Annotated in this window: 19 protein-coding genes and 1 tRNA gene; 5 read left to right on the top strand and 15 right to left on the bottom strand. The window is 68.9% G+C overall.

Annotation, left to right across the window (positions count from 1 at the left end; genetic code table 11):
- The 3 genes from P3W75_RS29885 to P3W75_RS29875 all read right to left on the bottom strand — a co-directional run.
- On the bottom strand, positions 1-555 hold a 555-nt coding region (locus P3W75_RS29885), incomplete at its 3' end, for an AlgP family protein (RefSeq protein WP_276230942.1).
- Positions 556-854: 299 nt separating this feature from the next.
- The gene (gene rsd / locus P3W75_RS29880; protein WP_276230941.1) at positions 855-1322 is read right to left on the bottom strand and encodes a sigma D regulator; all 468 of its coding nucleotides are present in this window, start codon (positions 1320-1322) and stop codon (positions 855-857) included.
- Positions 1323-1568: 246 nt separating this feature from the next.
- Positions 1569-2051: a disulfide bond formation protein B gene (locus P3W75_RS29875; protein WP_276230940.1), complete on the bottom strand. Its 483-nt coding sequence runs from the start codon at positions 2049-2051 to the stop codon at positions 1569-1571.
- A gap of 113 nt (positions 2052-2164) precedes the next feature.
- On the opposite strand from P3W75_RS29875, the gene P3W75_RS29870 reads away from it, so the two are divergent.
- Positions 2165-3274, top strand: a complete 1110-nt coding sequence (locus tag P3W75_RS29870; RefSeq protein ID WP_276230939.1) for a PQQ-dependent sugar dehydrogenase — start codon at positions 2165-2167, stop codon at positions 3272-3274.
- A 42-nt stretch (positions 3275-3316) separates the two neighbouring features.
- Here the strand turns inward: P3W75_RS29870 and P3W75_RS29865 are convergent, their stop codons facing one another.
- The 6 genes from P3W75_RS29865 to P3W75_RS29840 all read right to left on the bottom strand — a co-directional run bounded on the left by P3W75_RS29865 (position 3317) and on the right by P3W75_RS29840 (position 9318).
- Positions 3317-4555, bottom strand: a complete 1239-nt coding sequence (locus tag P3W75_RS29865; RefSeq protein ID WP_276230938.1) for a heme biosynthesis HemY N-terminal domain-containing protein — start codon at positions 4553-4555, stop codon at positions 3317-3319.
- Positions 4552-5667, bottom strand: a complete 1116-nt coding sequence (locus tag P3W75_RS29860; RefSeq protein WP_276230937.1) for a uroporphyrinogen-III C-methyltransferase — start codon at positions 5665-5667, stop codon at positions 4552-4554. Before P3W75_RS29860 ends, P3W75_RS29865 begins: the two co-directional genes overlap by 4 nt.
- Positions 5668-5689: 22 nt before the next feature.
- Entirely contained in the window at positions 5690-6454 is a 765-nt protein-coding gene (locus tag P3W75_RS29855) for a uroporphyrinogen-III synthase (protein ID WP_276230936.1), read from the bottom strand.
- On the bottom strand, positions 6451-7392 hold the full coding sequence (gene hemC, locus P3W75_RS29850; RefSeq protein ID WP_276230935.1) for a hydroxymethylbilane synthase: 942 nt from the start codon (positions 7390-7392) through the stop codon (positions 6451-6453). The genes P3W75_RS29855 and hemC overlap by 4 nt, the downstream gene beginning before the upstream one ends.
- Positions 7393-7496: 104 nt before the next feature.
- Positions 7497-8243, bottom strand: coding sequence for an alginate biosynthesis regulator AlgR (gene algR / locus P3W75_RS29845; protein ID WP_276230934.1), 747 nt, complete (start codon positions 8241-8243; stop codon positions 7497-7499).
- A gap of 4 nt (positions 8244-8247) precedes the next feature.
- Positions 8248-9318, bottom strand: coding sequence for a sensor histidine kinase (locus P3W75_RS29840; protein ID WP_276230933.1), 1071 nt, complete (start codon positions 9316-9318; stop codon positions 8248-8250).
- A 229-nt stretch (positions 9319-9547) separates the two neighbouring features.
- On the opposite strand from P3W75_RS29840, the gene argH reads away from it, so the two are divergent.
- Positions 9548-10942 (top strand): argininosuccinate lyase, encoded by a 1395-nt coding sequence (gene argH, locus P3W75_RS29835; RefSeq protein ID WP_276230932.1) that lies wholly within the window; start codon positions 9548-9550, stop codon positions 10940-10942.
- A gap of 361 nt (positions 10943-11303) precedes the next feature.
- Here argH and P3W75_RS29830 read toward each other — a convergent pair whose 3' ends face one another.
- From P3W75_RS29830 to gabD, 3 genes are all read right to left on the bottom strand, one after another.
- Positions 11304-12560, bottom strand: coding sequence for an HDOD domain-containing protein (locus P3W75_RS29830; protein WP_276230931.1), 1257 nt, complete (start codon positions 12558-12560; stop codon positions 11304-11306).
- A gap of 191 nt (positions 12561-12751) precedes the next feature.
- Positions 12752-14032, bottom strand: coding sequence for a 4-aminobutyrate--2-oxoglutarate transaminase (gene gabT / locus P3W75_RS29825; protein ID WP_276230930.1), 1281 nt, complete (start codon positions 14030-14032; stop codon positions 12752-12754).
- 193 nt (positions 14033-14225) lie between these two features.
- Positions 14226-15677, bottom strand: a complete 1452-nt coding sequence (gabD, locus tag P3W75_RS29820; protein ID WP_276230929.1) for an NADP-dependent succinate-semialdehyde dehydrogenase — start codon at positions 15675-15677, stop codon at positions 14226-14228.
- A gap of 584 nt (positions 15678-16261) precedes the next feature.
- On the opposite strand from gabD, the gene P3W75_RS29815 reads away from it, so the two are divergent.
- Positions 16262-16338: transfer RNA gene (locus tag P3W75_RS29815), tRNA-Arg, on the top strand.
- An 89-nt stretch (positions 16339-16427) separates the two neighbouring features.
- Here P3W75_RS29815 and P3W75_RS29810 read toward each other — a convergent pair.
- From P3W75_RS29810 to P3W75_RS29800, 3 genes are all read right to left on the bottom strand, one after another.
- Complete coding sequence (locus P3W75_RS29810; protein ID WP_276230928.1) at positions 16428-16571, bottom strand: hypothetical protein; 144 nt, start codon at positions 16569-16571, stop codon at positions 16428-16430.
- The gene (locus P3W75_RS29805) at positions 16568-16921 is read right to left on the bottom strand and encodes a hypothetical protein (protein ID WP_276230927.1); all 354 of its coding nucleotides are present in this window, start codon (positions 16919-16921) and stop codon (positions 16568-16570) included. The genes P3W75_RS29810 and P3W75_RS29805 overlap by 4 nt, the downstream gene beginning before the upstream one ends.
- A 160-nt stretch (positions 16922-17081) precedes the next feature.
- Complete coding sequence (locus P3W75_RS29800) at positions 17082-17753, bottom strand: hypothetical protein (RefSeq protein WP_276230926.1); 672 nt, start codon at positions 17751-17753, stop codon at positions 17082-17084.
- 159 nt (positions 17754-17912) lie between these two features.
- Here P3W75_RS29800 and P3W75_RS29795 point away from each other — a divergent pair, with 159 nt between their 5' ends.
- Both P3W75_RS29795 and P3W75_RS29790 read left to right on the top strand, forming a co-directional pair.
- Positions 17913-18827, top strand: coding sequence for a LysR family transcriptional regulator (locus P3W75_RS29795; protein WP_276230925.1), 915 nt, complete (start codon positions 17913-17915; stop codon positions 18825-18827).
- Between the two features lie 161 nt (positions 18828-18988).
- The coding region (locus tag P3W75_RS29790; protein ID WP_276230924.1) for an MFS transporter at positions 18989-20181 on the top strand (1193 nt) is incomplete at its 3' end.

The raw sequence follows: 20181 nt of genomic DNA, 5'->3' as shown, positions 1-20181 counted from the left end.
CTTGGCAGCGGCAGGCTTGGCAGCCGGTTTAGCGGCGGGCTTGGCAGCGGCAGGCTTGGCAGCCGGTTTAGCGGCGGGCTTCGCAGCGGCAGGCTTGGCAGCCGGTTTGGCGGCGGGCTTGGCAGCGGCTACGGGCTTGGCGGCGGCGACCGGCTTGCGCGCGGACAGCGATTTGCCGACCGCTTCCTTCACCTTGCTCACGCCCTGGGCCAGCTTCAGGCTTTCCTGGACGTCACGCTTGAGGTTGGCGATGTAGGCGCGGGTTTCCGCCTGACGACCCTTCAGAGTTTCCAGCACCTCTTCCAGCTCTGCGATGCCGGACTTGGCCTTGGCCTGCGCCTTGGCCTTGCCGGCCTTGCCTGCTTCCTGCAGTTTGGTGCGAGCCTTGTGCAGCTTGTCCTGCGCCTTGGCGCGCTGCTTTTCCAGCTTGGCATGCAGTTTCTCGGAATCCACCAGAGCCTGCTTGCAGGCAGTCTCCAGGTGCTCGATCAGACTGTTGGAAAGTTGCTGCAGCAGGTGCAAAGGGGTGGTGACCGGTTTCTTATTGGCCGACATGACGTGCCTCCTGGCGGACGTGGTTGCGCCCATACTAGACCCGCACACCCTCTCTCGCCAACGTCTCCATGAAGCTGAAACCCGCGCCAGGCACAATCTCCAGCCGCTTTTCCACAGGCGCGCCGCGCATGCGCGACGCCTTGCGCTCCTCGCCACGCCGCACACAACCGCTCAACGACGCCCGCACGGGTCGCGCAAAGGCCCGCACCACGGGCCTTCCAGCAATGCCAAAGGAAAAATCGCAGGCATGAAAAAAGGCGCGCCCCGAAGGTTCGCGCCTTTTGCTTCGCACCGGTGGATCAGGCCGTGACCGCACTCTGATCGTGGGCGGTGTGCAGCACTTCGATGAGGCAGTCTTCCAGTTCGAAGCGCTCGTGCAGTTGCTGGCGCAGCGCCTTGAGCTCGCTGGTCAGGCAGGTGCCTTCGCGGCAGTCGCCGTTGTCGCAGCGGTCGTTGAAGTTCAGCGCGGAGATGGTGATGCTCTCCAGGCGCGGGTAGATCTGCTTGGCCAGCTCCAGGCCGCGCGCGTCGCCAAAGGCCTGGGCCTCGCCCATCAACTGCTCGTAGACCTCGAAGTGGCCGGCCGACACGTAGTCGACCAGGCGCTGGCAGAAGTCCTCGAGCCCCTCTCCGTTGCTCGCCGGCGCTTGCACCCCGGATAGCGAATCGAAGGCCTGGATCAGTTCATGGCGATCACGCAACCAGCGATCGATCAGCTGGTGGACGCCACCCCAACGTTCCTGGGCATTACGGCAGCTCTCGAGCATCTTGTCCTCGCTTCCCTCGTCGCTGTCCCAGCGAACACGCCTAGGGACAAATCTCTGTCGAATGCGGACATCCGCCGCAGACTGGCCGCCCTGATGGCGGAATCCCGGCGGAGCGGAAGACCAGAGTATGCCCGCGGCATGCTGGCTTCAAGACGCCACCGGCGGGAAAATTAATACGAGCGTTTAATCGGCAGGCCGCGGCCACGCTGGCTTCGCGGCTTGCAGCGGCCCGACCGGGGGCGGCAATCAGCCGCGCCGCAGGAGCTGGAAGATGCCGAACAGGGCGAAGGCCACGAAGGCCAGCAGGCTCCACTCGGGAATGCTCAGGCTGAGCAGGGTCCAGGTGACCTCGGCGCAATCGGCGGAACCGTGGAACATGGTCCAGAGGATGTCCGCGTAGGGCATGGTCTGCATCATGTAGTCCAGCGGCGGCAGGCAGGACGGCAGCTGGTCCGGCGGCAGGGTCTGCAGCCAGATCTGCCGGCCGGCGGTGGCGGCGCCACCCAGCGAACTCAGCAGCACCAGCAGCGCGTAGACGCGGCGGCCACGCCCATGCAGCGCGGCGATCAGCGAGAACAGCCCGGCGCCGGCGAAGAAGATGCGCTGCAGGATGCACAGCGGGCAGGGCTCCAGGCCGACCATGTACTGCAGGTAGAAGCCGGTGCCGAGCATGGCGGCGCAGGCGAGGAAGGCGAGGAAGAACAGGGAACGCGGGCTGGCCAGGTTCATGGCGGCTCCAGAGGCACGGCGGATGCGAAAGGCCGCTACGGTAGTGGATATTCCGCGGGGCTTTCAAGGCGGCGAACTAGACTGGGCCGGACAGTCATCAGGGAATTCCTACCATGTGTCGTTCACTGGTCCTGCTCTGCCTCCTGCTGCTCGGCCCGCTCCAGGGCGCCCAGGCCGACTCGCTCGGCGCACGGATCAAGGTGCCGCCGGGCTTTCGCGTCGAATTGCTCAGCGACCAGTTGCCCAGCGCGCGCGCCATGGCCTGGGGCGCCGAAGGCACCCTGTTCGTCGGCAGCAACCAGGCCGGCAAGGTCTACGCCCTGCGCCCCGGCGAGAACCAGCCGAAGGTGATTGCCAGCGACCTGCGCATGCCGGTGGGCGTGGCCTTCCACGACGGCGACCTGTACGTCTCGGCGATCAGCCGCATCTACGTGCTGCGCGACATCGAGTCGCATCTCGACGCCCCGCCGCGCCCCGCGGCGCTTCCGGTGGAGTTCCCCGGCGAGACCCACCACGGCTGGAAGTTCATCGCCTTCGGCCCCGACGGCAAGCTCTACGTACCGGTGGGCGCGCCCTGCAACATCTGCCGACCAGAGCGCCAGCTGTACGCCAACCTGCAGCGCATGAAGCCCGACGGCGGCGAGCGCGAAGTGGTCGCCTACGGCATCCGCAACACCGTCGGCTTCGACTGGAACGCCCGGGGCGAGCTGTGGTTCACCGACAACGGCCGCGACCTACTCGGCGACGACGAGCCGGACGACGAGCTCAACCGCCTGGGCAGGATCGGCGATGACTTCGGCTACCCGGACTGCCATGCCGGGCATATCGCCGACCCGGAATTCGCCCAGCGCCCGTGCTCGGCCTTCGTGCCGCCGGTGGCGCGCCTCGGTGCCCACGTCGCGGCGCTGGGCATGCGCTTCTACGACGGCCAGCAGTTCCCTGCCGAATACCGTGGCAATGTGTTCATCGCCGAGCATGGCTCCTGGAACAGCAGCCGCAAGGTCGGCTACCGGGTGCTGCGCGTCGAGCTCAACGACGACGGCACGCTGAAGCGCCAGAGCGTGTTCGCCGAAGGCTGGCTGCAACCCGGCGAGCAGGTGATCGGGCGCCCGGCCGACGTGCTGGTGGCGAAGGACGGCTCGCTGCTGGTGAGCGACGACATGGCCGGGGCGATCTACCGCATCAGCTATGTCGGCAATCAGGAAAAATCGCTCGGGCAATAAAGAAAAACGGCGCCCTTGGGCGCCGTTTTCATCAGGGCATTCTCACGCCCTTACCGGAACCAGCGCGACACCCGACACCGGCGCGCCGAGCAGGCCGAGGCCTTCCTGGAACAGCTTGTTGCTGCGCTCGGTTTCGCCCAGCTGGGCCAGCAGGCGCGCCAGTTCGGCGCAGGCCTCGGGGCTGCGGCGGCGGCCGAGGCTGGCCTCCAGGTACTCGCGGGCCTTGCCCCAGAGCTTGTCGGCCAGACACAGGCGGCCGAGGCTGAGCAGCAGGCTGGGGTCATCGGGATACTTCTTCAGCCAGGCCTCGGCGCTCTGCAGCTGGCGCGCCGGGTCGCTGCCGCGGGCCTGGCCGTAGAGCAGCATCAGGCGCTCGTCGTAGCCTTCCTTGAGAGCCTGGCGCAGGACTTTCTCGGCCTCCTCGGGGGCGCCCAGGCGCAGCAGCTGCTGGGCGTAGGCGGCGAGCAGCGGCGGCTGCGCACGCAGGTTGGCCGGCAGGCCCTGCCAGCTCTGGGTCAGTGGCTGCAGGGCGGTCTCGCCCTGGCCCAGGCCCTGCTCGCCGGCGGCTTCCAGCGCGGCGATCCAGGCGCGGCGTTCCAGGTCGCTGAGCTGGGCGTTGGCCAGCACACGCTCCTTGCGCAGTTCCGGCAGCAGGGCCAGTAGCGGGCGCCAGTCCTGCAGGCTGACGTAGAGCTGCTGGAGCAGGCGCAGCACCGTGGGATGGCGCGGGTGTTCCTCGTGCAGCTGCACCAGCACCGCGCGGGCCGGCTCGAAGGCGCCACGGTTGATCAGCAGTTGCGCGCGGGTCAGGCCCACCGCCAGGGCGGCGCCGGGCTGGCGTTCGAGGGCGCGGTCGAGCAGTTCGTCGCACTCGTCGAAACGCCCCAGTTCGTTGGCCGCGCGGGCCGCGCCGAGGAAGCTGGAGAGACTGCGCTCGCCCAGTTCGGCGGCACGCCGCAGGTGGCGCAAGGCCTGGGCCCAGTGGCCTTCGGCGAGGTCACGCTGGCCGTGTTCCTCGGCCATCTCGGCGCGGCGAGCACGGTTGAAGCGCGACCAGGGGTTGACCACCCGCCCGGACACCCCGACCAGCCGCAGCACCAGGCGCAACGCCAGGTACAGCAGCCAGACCAGCGCCAGCAGGGCGAGGAAGGTCCACAGGCTGGATTCGTAGCGGAAGCTCTTGTAGGCGATCAGCACGTAGCCCGATTGCTCGGCGATGGCCAGGCCGACCAGGGTGGCGGCCACCACCAGGGCCAGGACCAGCAGGTAGACGCGGCTCATTGGCTGCCCTCCGCCTGCGGCGCGGCGGGCGCCTGCTGCTGGTCGGCGGCGGCCTGGTCGCGACGCGCCAGGTAGGCCTGCAGGGCGCTCAGGGTCGGCGCCAGGTCCGGGGCCTGCACGCCCACCGGCTGCTGCGCCAGTTCGTCGATGCGCAGGCCGAGGGCGCGGGCGTCGGCGAGGTCGGCGTTGAAGAAGTCGCCGAGGATCTGCCGGGCCTGCTTGAGGGCCTGCTGGTAGACCTCCTGGCGGCCGTTCAGCGCGGCCCACTGGGCCTGTTCCAGGGCCAGGTTCAGCGCCAGGCGCACGCGGGTCAGCTGCTGCCCGGAGAGCAGCGGACGGATGTCCTGGCCGGCATTGAAGTCGATGCGCACGTAGCGCGAGATGCGTTCCCACCACTGGTCCAGGGTGCTGCTGCCGTCGCCCCAGGCGGTGCTGGCGACCTTGCCCGGGCCTTCCTGGAAGCTCGGCTCCAGCGGTTGCAGCTGGGCGGCCTGGTCGCGCAGGGCGCCGAGCTGCAGGAACAGCCCGGTGCGGTCCGGCTGCGGCAGGCTGCGCAGGGCTTCCAGGCTCTTGGCCAGTTGCGCGCGGGCGGCGAAGGCGCCCGGATCGTTCTGCGCGCGGAGGATGTCGTCGGCGCCCTGCACCAGCTGGGTGGCGCTGTCGATGTCCTGCAGCGCGGACAGCCGCAGCGAGGCGAGGCGCAGCAGGTGCTCGGCCTCGGCCAGGCGCCACTGCTGGCGGCTCTGCCCGAGGACCTGCTTGAACTGCCGGGCCAGGTCCTGCTGGTCGCCCTGCAGTTCCACCACGAGGCGGCGGCGGGCTTCCATTTCCTCGGCGCTGGGCAGCGCGTCGAGGCGCTTGTCCAACGCGCTGTCGTGGTTCAGCAGGCTCTGGGTCTGGCCGCGCGCCTCATCCAGCTGCTGCGCGCGGGCGTGGTCGCGGGCCTGCAACTGCTGGGTCTGCCACAGCCCCCAGCCGCCGACGCCAAGGCCGGCGACGCCGACCAGCAGGGCCAGCAGCGCCAGGCCGGTGCCGGTCTTCGCCGGTGCGGCCGGGGTCGGCTCGGGAGAGGGGCTTTGCGGGTTCTCTTGGGGAGTGACGGCTTCGCTCACAGGTCCTTCCTTCGCTCGGAAATTATTCTTCGTCGGCGCCCCTGAGCGCCTCCAGCAAGGCCGCGGCATTCGCCCCGCGGCAATCGATCACGCGTTGCGCGCCGGCCTCGCGGGCCAGCTCGGCGACCCGTTCGCTGGGCACGAACAAGGGTAGCCCGGCCAGCTCCGGCCAGTCGTCCCCAGCCAGCGCCAGCAAGTGTTCCAGACCCTGGCCGCTGCTCACCAGCAGGGCGTTCAGCGCCTCGTCGCGCACCCGCCGCGCCAGTTCGCCCGGCGGGTAGACCGGCAGGACGCGCCGGTAGAGTTCCAGATAATCCACCGCCACACCTTGGCCGCGCAGGCGTTCGGCGAGAAATTCTCGGCCACCTTCGCCGCGCAGGATCAGCACGCGCGGGCCGGGCACTTGCAGCGCCTGTTCCAGCGCCGGCAGGCCGAGCAGCGCTTCGCTGTCGTCGCCGTTTTCCGGGTGGTGCACGCGCAGGCCGTAGTCATCGAGGATAGCCGCCGTGGCGGCGCCGACGGCGAACCAGCTCTGCCGCGCCGGCGGTTGCGGCCAGTAGCGGTCGACGCGCTCCAGGCCCAGGCGCGCGGCGGGCTTGCTGACCACCACCACGGCGCAGTAACGGTCCAGGTCGAGCAGCAGGCTGCGCTGCTCGGGGGTTTCTTCCAACGGCTCGATGGCCAGCAGCGGCAGGCTGGCGCTGGCCACGCCGTGCTCGGCCAGGGTCGCGGCCAGGGCCGCGCATTCTTCCTGCGGCCGCGTCAGCAGCAGGCGCCAGTGGCTCACTGCGACTCGGCCTCGCCATACACGGCGGCGAGGATGGCGGCGGCGCCCTGCCCCAGCAGGTCCTCGGCGACCTTCACGCCCAGCGCCTCGGCCTCGGCCAGCGGCGCGCGGGCTTCGGCGCGCAGCAGTTGCGAACCGTCGGGCTGGCCGACCAGGCCGCGCAGCCACAGCTGCTCGCCTTCGCGCACCGCGTAGCAGGCGATGGGCACCTGGCAGCCGCCGTTGAGGCGCTTGTTCAGCGCGCGCTCGGCGTTCACCCGCAGCGCGGTGTCGGTGTGGTGCAGCGGCTGCAGCAGCGCGTGGATCTCGCTGTCGGCGCTGCGGCACTCGATGCCCACGGCGCCCTGGCCGCCGGCCGGCAGGCTGTCTTCGACGCTGATGCCGGAGCGGATGCGCGCCTCGAAGCCGAGGCGGATCAGCCCGGCGGCGGCGAGGATGATGGCGTCGTACTCGCCGGCGTCGAGCTTGGCCAGGCGGGTGTTGACGTTGCCACGCAGGAAGCGGATCTGCAGGTCCGGGCGGCTGGCCAGCAGCTGCGCCTGGCGACGCAGGCTGGAGGTGCCGACCACGCTGCCGGCGGGCAGCTCGGCGAGGCTCGCGTAGGTGTTGGAGACGAAGGCGTCGCGCGGGTCTTCGCGCTCGCAGATGCAGTACAGGCCCAGGCCCTCGGGGAAGTCCATGGGCACGTCCTTCATGGAGTGCACGGCGATGTCGGCGGCGCCTTCGAGCAGCGCGGTTTCCAGCTCCTTGACGAACAGGCCCTTGCCGCCGATCTTCGCCAGCGGCGCGTCGAGCAGCTTGTCGCCACGGCTGGTCATCGGCAGCAGGCTGACGCGCAGTCCGGGGTGGGCCTGTTCCAGGCGGGATTTGACGTATTCGGCCTGCCACAGGGCCAAGGCGCTCTGACGGGTGGCGATGCGGATTTCGCGGGACGACATGGGCAATTCCGGGCAAAGGACTGCCGGGGATGATAACAGGCTTCAGCGCCCGGGCTTTCCCCCCTGCGACGCCGGGGCAGGCATTTCGCCCTTCCCGGCCGCGCTCAGAGGTTGTGCATCAGGCGACGGACCCCGGCGACGTGGCGCCGGCTGACGGTCAGGGCGTCGCCGTCGAGGCCCTTCAGATAAAGCTGAAAGTGCCCCAGGGGCGTGCGCTGCAGGCGTTCGATGCGCTCGCGGGACACCAGGGCGTTACGGTGGATGCGCACGAAACGGTCGCCGAACTCGTCCTCCAGGGCCTTCAATGGCTCGTCCAGCAGCACCTCGCCGCCGGCGTGGCGCAAGGTCACGTACTTGTGGTCGGCGATGAAGAAGATCACCTCTTCCAGGGGAATCAGCTCGATGCCCTTGCGGGTCCGCGCGCTGATGTGGCTGCGCGGGCCGGCGCCGCCGGCGGCGGGCGGCCGGGTCAGCGCCGCGAGCTGGATGCGGTTGGGCCTGGAGGCCTTCTTCAGGGCCTCGGCCAGGTCCTCCACGCGCACCGGCTTGACCAGGTAGCCGACCGCGCTGACCTGGAAGGCTTCCAGGGCGAATTCATCGTGGGCGGTGCAGAAGATCACCGCCGGGGGCGCTTCGCGCTCGCACAGCCGCGCGGCGACCTGGAGCCCGTCCAGGCCGGGCATGCGGATATCCAGCAGGACGATATCCGGCTTCAGGCTGTCGATCAGCGCCAGCGCTTCTTCGCCATTGCTGGCGGAAGGCTCGAGGACGCGATAGCCGTCCAGTTGCCCCACCAGCCGGGCCAGGCGCTCTCGCGCCAGGGGTTCGTCATCGACGATCAGGACATTCATAAGCTCAGGCTTCCTGCATGAGACGCGCACATGGATAGCGTAGACAGGTGTAGTGCCGTCCGTCACGGCGTTCGACGCTGAGACTCGCTTTTGGCCCGAAAAGTGCCGCAATTCTCGCTGCGATGTTCGGCAGCGCCTGCTTGGTCCCCTTCGTGGGCAGCGTTCGCGTCGACTCGTCGTAGGGGTTGCTCACGCACAGCTGGAACACACCGTCACGATAGTCCGCCTCAATCTTCACCAGGCCGCCTTCGATGCGCGGCTGGATACCGTAAATCAACGAATTCTCCAGGAGCGGCTGCAGGGTCAGCTGCGGGATCGGCACGCCGTCGGGCACGCCGTCCACCTGCCAGTCCAGTTGCAACCGGTCGCCCAGACGAAACTGCTCTATGGAAAGATAGCGTCTGGCCAACTCCAGTTCCTCCCCCCAGGAAATTAAAGTCCCCGGCTTGGCCAGGCTGGCGCGGAACAGGTCCGACAGGTTGAGCACCGCCTGCTCGGCCTTGCCCGGATCCAGCTCGATCAGGCTGGCGATGCTGTTCAGGCTGTTGAACAGGAAGTGCGGGCGGATGCGCGCCTGCAACGACTCGATGCGCGCGCGCAACTCGGCCTGCTCCTGCCTGCGCCATTGGCTCTGCAGGTAAAAGTAGCGTAGCAACAACGCCGACATGATGAGCGCGATCAAGGCATGCCGCAGGTAGAGGTTGACCTCGCCCTTGATCGACAGCGGCCCGCCGAGGGAATAGTAGTCCGCCACCGCCGTGCAGCCGAGGGTCAGCAGCACCACCAGCGCGCAGCTGGCGATGCCCGAGCCCCACGCCGGCCAGCGCGCCAGCAACGGCCGCAGCTGGCACAGCAGGCCCGCCGAGAGCAGCACGATCCATTGCACGAAGAGCGAGGCCAGGGCCAGGCGCACCCAGTTGAAGCTCGGGGTCATGGGCTCGGCGAGCACCAGCACCAGCACCAGCAGCTCGGCCAGCAGGACCAGGCTGAACAGTGCTTCGGGCTGGCACAGCTCGGGGATGAAGAAGTCATCTTGGGTTGCCGGCTGGGCGCCGGTCTTGGCATGGTTTGGCATCCGCGAAGTTTCCGCAAGCCGGCGCCGGACGGCAAGCGGGCCGGAGCTCGGAACAGTCCTGTACGCCGAAAGTGTGCAGTGCAGCGCGCTCCCTGCGCGATCTCGCCCCCTGCGAGCGCCACGTGCGTCGACGCGCGCGCCGGTTTTACCCCTCAGCCTGCTATTATCGTCGGACTTTGCCCTTCCTGCAGGCGCAACAGGCGCCTGCCCGTTTCCGCGAGAGAGATCCATGAGCGTAGAGAAGACCAACCAGTCCTGGGGCGGCCGCTTCAGCGAACCCGTCGACGCCTTCGTCGCCCGCTTCACCGCCTCCGTCGACTTCGACAAGCGCCTCTACCGCCACGACATCATGGGCTCCATCGCCCACGCGACCATGCTGGCCAAGGTCGGCGTGCTGACCGACACCGAGCGCGACGCCATCATCGACGGCCTGAAGCAGATCCAGTCCGAGATCGAGGCCGGCAACTTCGACTGGCGCGTCGACCTGGAAGACGTGCACATGAACATCGAGGCGCGCCTGACCGACCGCATCGGCGTCACCGGCAAGAAGCTGCACACCGGGCGCTCGCGCAACGACCAGGTGGCCACCGACATCCGCCTGTGGCTGCGCGACGAGATCGACCTGATCCTCGCCGAGATCACCCGCCTGCAACAGGGCCTGCTGGGCCTGGCCGAAGCCGAGGCGGACACCATCATGCCCGGCTTCACCCACCTGCAGACCGCGCAGCCGGTGACCTTCGGCCACCACCTGCTGGCCTGGTTCGAAATGCTCAGCCGCGACTACGAGCGCCTGGTGGACTGCCGCAAGCGCGCCAACCGCATGCCCCTGGGCAGCGCCGCGCTGGCCGGCACCACCTACCCGATCCAGCGAGAGATCACCTGCGAACTGCTGGGTTTCGAAGCGATCTCCGGCAACTCGCTGGACGGCGTGTCCGACCGTGACTTCGCCATCGAGTTCTGCGCCGCCGCCGCCCTGGCGATGATGCACCTGTCGCGCTTCTCCGAAGAGCTGGTGCTGTGGACCAGCGCGCAGTTCCAGTTCATCGACCTGCCCGACCGCTTCTGCACCGGCTCCTCGATCATGCCGCAGAAGAAGAACCCCGACGTGCCGGAACTGGTGCGCGGCAAGTCCGGCCGGGTATTCGGCCACCTCGCCGGCCTGCTGACCCTGATGAAGGGCCAGCCGCTGGCGTACAACAAGGACAACCAGGAAGACAAGGAACCGCTGTTCGACGCCGCCGACACCCTGCGCGACAGCCTGCGCGCCTTCGCCGACATGGTCCCGGCGATCAAGCCCAAGCGCGAGATCATGCGCGAGGCCGCGCGTCGCGGCTTCTCCACCGCCACCGACCTGGCCGACTACCTGGTGCGCAAGGGCCTGCCCTTCCGCGACTGCCACGAGATCGTCGGCCACGCCGTGAAGTACGGCGTGGACAGCGGCAAGGACCTGGCCGAGATGAGCCTGGACGAGCTGCGCACGTTCAGCGACCAGATCGACGACGACGTCTTCGCCGTGCTGACCCTGGAAGGCTCGGTGAACGCCCGCGACCACATCGGCGGCACCGCCCCGAACCAGGTCCGCGCCGCCGTGGCGCGCGGCCGGGAGCTGCTGGCCAAGCGCTGATCCGCCAGCGCCGGCCGCACCAGAAACGCCGCTTCCCGCTAGGGGGCGGCGTTTTTTATCGCCTGGCGTTCGGGTGATCGCGGACGGAGTCCGCTCCTACGGCAAGGTTCGCTGCGGCAGCCGCTGGGTGATACTCCTTCGGGCCAGCGCAAGCGCTGTTCGCGATGGAGCCGCGTCCCGCGTTCGCGGGGATGACCGGGGGGAACTCGGATCTCAACCTTGTCACTCCCGCGAACGCGGGAGCCCAGCGACTTCGCTGATGCCCCCGCGAAGCTGCGCCCATGGGCAATCCCCCAACCAGGGCGGCACGGACTCCGTCCGCGATAGCCTCGGGGCATAGTGTTCGCGAGCGAGCGCGCCCCTACGAAACGCCATCTTCCTCGGGGGCTTCAGGCGCTGGCGGCTCCTCGGCGCTGCAGAAGCCTTGCAGCAGCTTCACCTGCGCCGGCTCCAGGCCGAGCATGCGCAGGGCCTTCTCTTCCTTCAGGCGAGCGGCCTGGGACGGCGGCAGGCGCACCGCGCGGGCCGCCAGGTTGAGGATCAGTGCCTTGCGCGAGAACACCCCGCCGCCAACGCCGTAGCAGGCGGCGATCAGCCCGCGCAGCTCCAGCGGCAGGCGCCAGTGCATGCGCAGCGCCGAGCCGAAGCCGGCGGCGCAGCTGCGCAGGCTTTCGTCGATCTCTTCGTCGCCCAGCTCACCACCGCCCCGGCACCACTCATCCAGGGTGCGCAACACCGCCAGCTCGCCCAGGCAGTGCAGCAGACCGGCGGTGTAGCAGCGCGCCGCGTCCACTTCCAGGCTCTCGGCCAGCGCCTGGGCGGCGTCCGCGCTGCGCTGGGACAGCGCCCAGAACTGCTCGGCGCGCACCTTCAAACGAGGTTCGCCGAGCTGCGCGGCGCGCTCCAGGCTGAGCCCCAGCACCAGGTTGCAGGCCTGCGCCAGGCCGAGCCGGGACAGCGCCTGGGCCAGGGTCAGGCAGGGCATGCCGACGTGCCGCGCGGCGCTGTTGGCGGCGGCGATCAGGCAGGCGGTGATCTGCGGGTCGCGGCCGAACTCCTGCTCCAGTTGCTCCAGGCTGGTCTCGTCGCCCCCCAGGCAGCGGCTCACCGCCGCGCCGACATCGCCGAGCAGCGGCGCGCCCTCGGCACTCTCGCGGGCCCGCGACAGCAGCTCGGCGAGGCTGCCGGCGAGCTTCGCCGGCTGGCGCTGGCCGATCTCCTGGCCGGGCGCCAGCAGCAGGCTGCGCAGACGCTGGCGCAGGTCCTCGGCATTGAACGGCTTGACCAGGTAGGCGCTGGGCGCCAGCGGCCGCACCGCGCGCACGCTGGCGGCATCGGCCTTGGCGCTGATCAGGATGAAGGCCGGCGTGCCCGCCTGGCTGCGTTCGTGGCGCAGGTGACGGAGCAGGTCGATGCCATCCTGGCCGGGCAATTCCTGCTCGGCCAGCACCAGGCCGAAGCGCCCCTGGCGGCAGGCGTCGATGGCCTGGAAACCGTCCTCGCAGTAGGTGACGGACGCGTCGCCGCGCACGCTCAGCACCAGTTGGCCAAGCAGCTCGCGATTCCAGGGGTCGGCGGCGGCGATCAGTACGTCCGGTACGGCGCTGGGGGCGTTCATGGAGATCCTCTGTCGAGTCCGCGCGCACCTTAACCGAGCGCGCGGCCTTGGGCCAGGGCTTCGGCGCGGGGATGCCGCGGGCGCAGAGGGTAGCCGCTGCCGGGGGTGGGGCGCGATAAGACCAAAGCAGGCGGCGGAAAAGAAAAAGGCCCGCTTGCGCGGGCCTCTTCCGGTACTGCCGAACGAGCCTATCAGGCCAGTTCGTCGAAGCACTCGGCCAGGATGGCCAGGCCTTTCTGCAGCTGGGCGTCCGGGATGGTTACCGGCATCAGGAAGCGGATCACGTTGTAGTAGGTGCCGCAGGAGAGCAGGATCAGGCCCTTCTCGCGAGCACGCACAACGATCTTGCTGACCAGCTCGGCAGCCGGCTTGTTCACGTCGCCGCCTTCGAACAGCTCGATGGCGACCATCGAACCCAGGCCGCGGACGTCGCCGATCACCTTGTGCTTGGCCTGGATGTCGCGCAGGCCGGCTTTCAGGGTTTCGCCAACGGCTTGCGAACGCTCCAGCAGTTTCTCTTCGTCGAACACCTTCAGCACGGCCAGGGCCGCGGCGCAGGCGATCGGGCTACCGGCGTAGGTGCCGCCCAGGCCGCCGGGAGCGATGGCGTCCATGATCTCGGCCTTGCCGGCAACGCCGGAGATCGGGAAGCCGCCGCCAACGGATTTGGCGAAGGTGGTCAGGTCCGGGACGATGCCCAGCTGCTCGGTGGCGAAGAAGGTGCCGGTACGGCCAGCGCCGGTCTGCACTTCGTCGGCGATCAGCAGGATGCCGTGCTCGTCGCACAGGGCGCGCAGGCGCTGCATGAAGGCCTTGGAGTTGACGTAGAAGCCACCTTCGCCCTGTACCGGCTCGATGATGATGGCGGCGATGTCACGCGGCTGGGCGTCGTTCTTGAAGATGCGCTCGATGCTGGCGATCGACTCGTCTTCGCTCACGCCGTGCAGCTCGCACGGAGCCAGGGCGCGGAAGATGCCGCCCGGCATCAGGCCCATGCCTGCGGAGTACGGAACGACCTTGCCGGTCAGGCCCAGGGTCATCATGGTGCGGCCGTGATAGGCGCCGGTGAAGGCGATCACGCCAGCGCGGCCGGTGGCGGCGCGAGCGATCTTGACGGCGTTTTCAACGGCTTCGGAGCCGGAGGTGACCAGCAGGGTCTTCTTGGCGAAGTTGCCCGGAACGCGCTTGGCGATTTCTTCGGCCAGCTCGATGTAGGGCTCGTAGGCCAGCACCTGGAAGCAGGTGTGGGACAGCTTGGTCAGCTGTTCCTGAACGGCGGCGACCACTTTCGGGTGCAGGTGGCCGGTGTTCAGAACGGCAATGCCGCCGGCGAAGTCGATGTACTCGCGACCTTCGACGTCCCACACGGTGGCGTTCTCGGCGCGCTCGGCGACGACCGGGTGGATCTGGCCTACACCGCGCGGGACGGCGGCCTGACGACGTTGCAGCAGGGATTCGTTGGTTTTGCTCATAGCTTCCTCAGTGGCCGCTCATCGGTCGGCCGGGTCAAAGGATGGAGACGGGGAGAAGCCACTCGCGACAGCATACGATGATCGACTGTCGCGGCACTTGCGGCCCGCCGGGTGGTGTGTACCGGTGCCACCACCGGAGAACGTCGGTGCCGGGCGGCTATCAGCTCTTGCCTGCCGCCCGTCACCCACGGGATCAGATGCCGCCCAGGCAGAGGTACTTGATCTCGAGGTAGTCCTCGATACCGTACTTCGAACCTTCGCGACCAAGGCCCGAGGCCTTGATGCCGCCGAAGGGGGCGACTTCGTTGGAGATCAGGCCGGTGTTGATACCCACCATGCCGTACTCCAGGGCCTCGGCCACGCGGAACACGCGGCCCAGGTCACGGGCGTAGAAGTAGGAGGCCAGGCCGAACTCGGTGTCGTTGGACATGGCGATCACGTCGGCCTCGTCCTTGAAGCGGAACACCGGGGCCAGCGGGCCGAAGGTCTCGTCCTTGGACACCAGGGCGTTCTTCGGCACGTCGACCAGGATGGTCGGCTCGAAGAAGGTGCCGCCCAGGGCGTGCGGCTTGCCGCCGGCGACGATCTTGGCACCCTTGCCGACGGCGTCGGCGATGTGCTCTTCGACCTTGGCCACGGCCTTGGAATCGATCAGCGGGCCGGTGGTGATGCCCTGCTCCAGGCCGTTGCCGATGTTCAGCTTGGCCACGGCGGCCTTCAGCTTGTCGACGAATACGTCGTACACGCCGTCCTGCACGTACAGGCGGTTGGCGCACACGCAGGTCTGGCCGTTGTTGCGGTACTTGGAGATCAGCGCGCCTTCGACGGCGGCGTCCAGGTCGGCGTCATCGAAGACGATGAAGGGTGCGTTGCCGCCCAGTTCCAGGGACACCTTCTTGATGTCCTTGGCGCATTCGGCCATCAGCTGGCGACCGATTTCGGTCGAGCCGGTGAAGGTCAGCTTGCGCACGGTCGGGTTGCCGGTCAGCTCGCCGCCGACTTCGCCGGCGCTGCCGGTGACCACGCTGAACACGCCTTTCGGGATGCCGGCGCGCTCGGCCAGCTCGGCCAGGGCCAGGGCGGAGTACGGGGTCTGCGAGGCGGGCTTGAGGACCATGGTGCAACCGGCGGCCAGGGCCGGGCCGGCTTTACGGGTGATCATCGCCGAGGGGAAGTTCCACGGGGTGATGGCCGCGGTCACGCCGATCGGCTGCTTGATCACGATCAGGCGCTTGTCCGGCTGGTGACCGGGAATGGTGTCACCGTAGACGCGCTTGGCTTCTTCGGCGAACCACTCGAGGAAGGACGCGGCGTAGGCGATCTCGCCCTTGGCTTCGGCCAGCGGCTTGCCCTGCTCGATGGTCATCAGGCGAGCCAGGTCATCCTGGTTCTCGATCATCAGCTCGAACCAGCGGCGCAGCTTGTTGGCGCGCTCCTTGGCGGTCAGCGCGCGCCAGCCCGGCAGGGCCTTCTCGGCGGCTTCGATGGCGCGACGGGTCTCGGCGGCGCCCATCTTCGGCACGGAACCGATGATCTCGTTGGTAGCCGGGTTGTTGACCTTGATGGTCTGACCGCTGTCGGCGTCCAGCCAGGAACCGTCGATATAGGCCTGTTGGCGGAACAGCTTGGCATCATTGAGTTGCATGACCAGTCTCCTCGAGGAAAGCCATAAGCAGCGGGTCTACCTCGACGTCACCCGCCTGCCTTGTTGTCCGGAATGCATTGGAGGGGCGGACGCCCCATCCGTTCCATCGTCTCGCCGGGCGCTCCGACGTCAGCGTGCGCTCGGCGAACGTCGCGCGCGCGAAAACGGACCACGGCGATAACCGTAGCCGGCAGGGTTCACCGGGAAATCCATGGACGGGATACGCTGCGGAAACGCCATCACTTCAGGAGTCGCCCCTGGCATCGCGTGTCGCGACTTCGCCAGGCAGTGCGGGAGAAGGTCATCCCACTGGCACGAGGCCGGGTGCTGTGACGCCAATTCCCCTGTCTCCTGTTGTTGTGGTGGGCGTTTGAAATGTCAAACACATCCTAGGGCGCGATGCCCCAAAGGGCAAGGGCTCGTTCGAAAAAATCAACGAAAGTACATGCCTGGCGCGGCTTTCCGGCCAGCGCCGGCCGACGGGCGGCAGGCCGATTTCGAATTCGCCGGGGCCACCGCCGAGCGATGGACGCCGCCCGATCAGATGCGTATGATGCGGCCTGCCGCGCGAGCCGCGGCCATACGCATCCGTAGCTCAGCTGGATAGAGTACTGCCCTCCGAAGGCAGGGGTCGTGGGTTCGAATCCCGCCGGATGCGCCATCTCCCGCCACGCTCGCCAAGGCGACCGTGAAGCGAACGCAACAAAGCCCGCCTAGTGCGGGCTTTGTCGTTTTCGGCCGGCGCCGGGCTCACTTGCGGATCGAGCGGTCCATCTCCACCCGCAGCGACTTGCACGCCGGGCAGAACAGGCCGAGCTTCAGCGAGCGGCTGAAACGATGCGCGCACTTCCGGCAGATGAAGAAGTACGGCGGGCCGGGATGGAAGGCGCTCAACTCTGGCGTTTCCGCAGCACCATCTTGCCGGACTCGTAGGAGATCTCCTCGTAGCCCTTGAACAGCGCAATGATCAGGCCGACACCCAGGCTCGCCGCGGCGATGATCGCGGCGATCTCCAGGCCGGTCAGGGTCGCGACGGGCACGGCGGCGGCCATCGACAGGCCGCCGGTGAACGGGATCGCGGCGAGCGCGGTGGTCAACAGGCCGATGGTAACGACTCCCGCCGTGGCTACCTTCTTCGCCTTGCGCAGGTCATCGGCCAGGCCGCCTTGGACGGTGATCTGGGCGTAGCCCGAGTTCTTCGCCGATTCGAGTTCCGCCTTGGTCCGTACGGTAATGCTGCTCATATAGCTTCCTTCTGCTACTTGCTGTCCTGTGATCCGGCGCCGAGAGCCTGGGGCGGCCCTTCGGTCGCGCAGCAAGGCATATTGCCATCACGATAGATCGCTCGTCATTCCACTTGCCGGCTCGATGCTCGCTCCGGGACTCGAACCGCCATTGAAGCCGTCAGAAATCGCTGTAGATGCCCTGCGCGTCGGCCAGCCTGCCGCCCTGGATCAGGGTGAAGAAGCCGCGCTCGACATCGGCGGCGCGGTGACGGCCGGCGTAGTAGGTGCGGCTGATCCGCAGGCACTCCTGGCGCCAGCCGTCGTAGACCCGCTCGTTGGCGGCGGTGACTGGGATCGAGGTCTGCTGCAGCTTCAGCCCGTCCAGCGCCCTGGCGCTGGGGCGGCCGGCCTGGCGCAGCTTGCTGATCTGCAGGTCGAGCACGCAGTAGTTCTGCGGATCGAGGAACATCAGGATCTTCGACACGAAGGAGATCCCCGAGTACGCCGGATAACCGAGCTTCTTGATGGCGCCCAGGGTCGGCGTGCCGCCCGCGAGCAGCGCGCTGAAGCCGGCATAGGGGGCGAAGGCGCCGATCCGCGAACGGAAGCGGGCGAAACGCCAGTCACGGTAGCCGGCGGTGGCGTTGCCCCAATAGATGATGTTGGCCAGCCCGTCGGCCACGTCCTGTTGCGCGCCGGACGCCAGCTGGGCCTGGATGACGCCCTCCAGGTGCACGGCGTTCGCCGCCACCTGGCGACTGTGCGTCGTGAAGTCGTAGTACTCCAGCGGGAACGAGTAGTGGTTGATCGCGTGGTCCAGCAGTTGCTGTTGGGCCAGGGTCAAGGGCATGGGGCGGCATCCTTGTGGTCGGGTACCGACGCATTCTGCACGACGCCGCGACAGCTTCTGTCGCCGTCTACGCCCGGCGCGCGCAGGCCCGGAAGGAGGCCACGGGCGCCGATTTCTGCGACCATGCACAGCCGCCCCCGCCGCCGGAACCCTCGCCCCATGGACAAGCTCGCCGCCCTCAGGCTCTTCGTCGAAACGGTCAACGCCGGCGGCTTCTCGCCCGCGGCGCGGCGCCTGGGTATCGCCACCTCGTCGGTGACGCGGGCGATGGACGCGCTGGAGCAGCAGCTGGGCGTCACCCTGCTCAACCGCTCGACCCGCCAGGTCACCGTCAACGAGGCCGGGCAGGCCTACTACGCGCGGGCGCTGGCGATCCTCGAGGCGCTGGCCGAGGCCGACGCGCTGGTCGCCGACCGTGGCGAGCAGGCGCGCGGACCGCTGCACGTGAGCCTGCCGGTGGAATTCGCGCGGCACCTGATCCTGCCGCACCTGAGCGATTTCCTCGCCCGCCATCCGGGCCTGGAGCTGACCCTGACCCTCAGCGACGAGGTGGTCGACCTGCTCAGCGCGCGGGTCGATTTGTCGATCCGCCTGGGCACGGTGGTGCGCAGCGACGACGTGGTGATGCGCGGCATCGGCCAGTTCCAGCGCTGGCTGGTGGCGAGCCCGGCCTACCTGCGCCAGCGCGGCGAACCGAAGACCCCGGCGGCGCTGGCCGAGCACGAGTGCCTGCGCCTGGACTACGGCCACGGCAACGCGCGCCAGCAATGGCGTTTCTGCGGCGACGACGGCGAGCGCCAGGAGGTGGGCATCCGCGGCGCGCTGCGCAGCAACAACGCCGACACCCTGCGCCAGGCCGCGCTGGGCGGCAGCGGCGTGGCCCTGCTCGGCGACTGGCTGGTGCGCGAGGATGTGGCGGCCGGCCGGCTGGTGCGGCTGTTCGCCGGGCACCGGATCAACCCCGACCAGTCCAGCAGCGCCATCAGCGCGCTGTACCTGCCGGGGCAGCGCGCCTCGGCGCGCATCGGCGCCTTCATCGCCTTCGTCGAGGAGCGCCTGGCCACGCGCGCCTAGCGGCTTTCGAATCTGCGCAACGGGGCTTTGCGCCGCCGACGGATTCTCCCCGCCGGCGCCAGCCCCGACCATTGGCCCACCTGAAGCATCCCGCGCCCCCAGGAGGGTCTTTCCATGTCACCCCGTGTTCTGCCCGGCCGCTACCCGCGGAGGCTCCGCCCATGAACAGCGCCTCGGCCGTCACCGCCGACCTGGCGCCCAGCCACGCCCTGCCGCGCTCGCTGGTGCTGCTGTTCGCCTTCTGCTGCGGCGCCATCGTCGCCAACCTCTACTACGCGCAGCCGATCATCGAGCTGATCGCCCCGGACGTCGGCCTCGGCCCCGAGCGCGCCAGCCTGATCGTGGCGCTGACGCAAATCGGCTACGCCGCCGGCCTGTTGTTGCTGGTGCCGCTGGCCGACCTGTTGGAGAACCGCCGGCTGATGCTGTTGACCACCGGCGCGGCCTTCGTCTGCCTGCTGCTGGCGGCCACCAGCCACGCGCCGGGGCCGTTCCTGCTGCTGTCGCTGCTGCTCGGCCTGAGTTCGGTGTCGGTGCAGATGCTGATCCCGCTGGCCGCGCACCTGGCCCCGGAAGCCTCGCGCGGGCGGGTGGTCGGCAACATCATGGGTGGCCTGCTGCTGGGCATCCTGCTGGCGCGGCCGGTGGCCAGCCTGGTGGCCGGGCATTTCGGCTGGCGCGCGGTGTTCTTCGGCGCCGCCGCGCTGATGATCGGCATCGGCCTGACCATCGCCCTGACCATCCCGCGCCACGCGCCCAGCCACCGGGCCAGCTACGGCCAGTTGCTCGGCTCGCTCTGGCACCTGCTGCGGCGCTACCCGGCGCTGCGCCGGCGCGCCCTGTACCAGGGCCTGATGTTCGCCGCCTTCAGCCTGTTCTGGAGCGTCTCGCCGATCGAGCTGGTACGTCACGACGGCCTGAGCCAGACCCAGGTGGCGCTGTTCGCCCTGGTCGGCGCGGTGGGCGCCATCGCCGCGCCCATCGCCGGGCGCCTGGCCGACGCCGGGCACACCCGCCGCGCCACCCTGGTGGCCCTGCTGCTGGCGCCGCTGGCCCTGGCCGGCAGCCTCGCGGTGCCCGGCCCGAGCTGGGTCGGCCTGGTGCTGGCGGCGGTGCTGCTGGACTTCGCTGTGCAGCTGAACATGGTCCTCGGCCAGCGCACCATCTATGCCCTGGAACCGCAAAGCCGGGCGCGCCTGAACGCCCTCTACATGACCAGCATCTTCGTCGGCGGCGCTTTCGGCTCGGCCGTCGCCAGCCCGCTGTTCGAACGCTTCGGCTGGCCCGGCGTGGCCCTGCTCGGCGCCGCCCTGCCCGGCCTGGCGCTGCTCGCCTTCCTCCTCCGGGGCCGCCA

The organism is Pseudomonas citronellolis, assembly GCF_029335315.1.
Lineage (GTDB): Bacteria > Pseudomonadota > Gammaproteobacteria > Pseudomonadales > Pseudomonadaceae > Pseudomonas > Pseudomonas citronellolis_A.
This window is presented reverse-complemented; position numbering and strand designations above follow the sequence as displayed.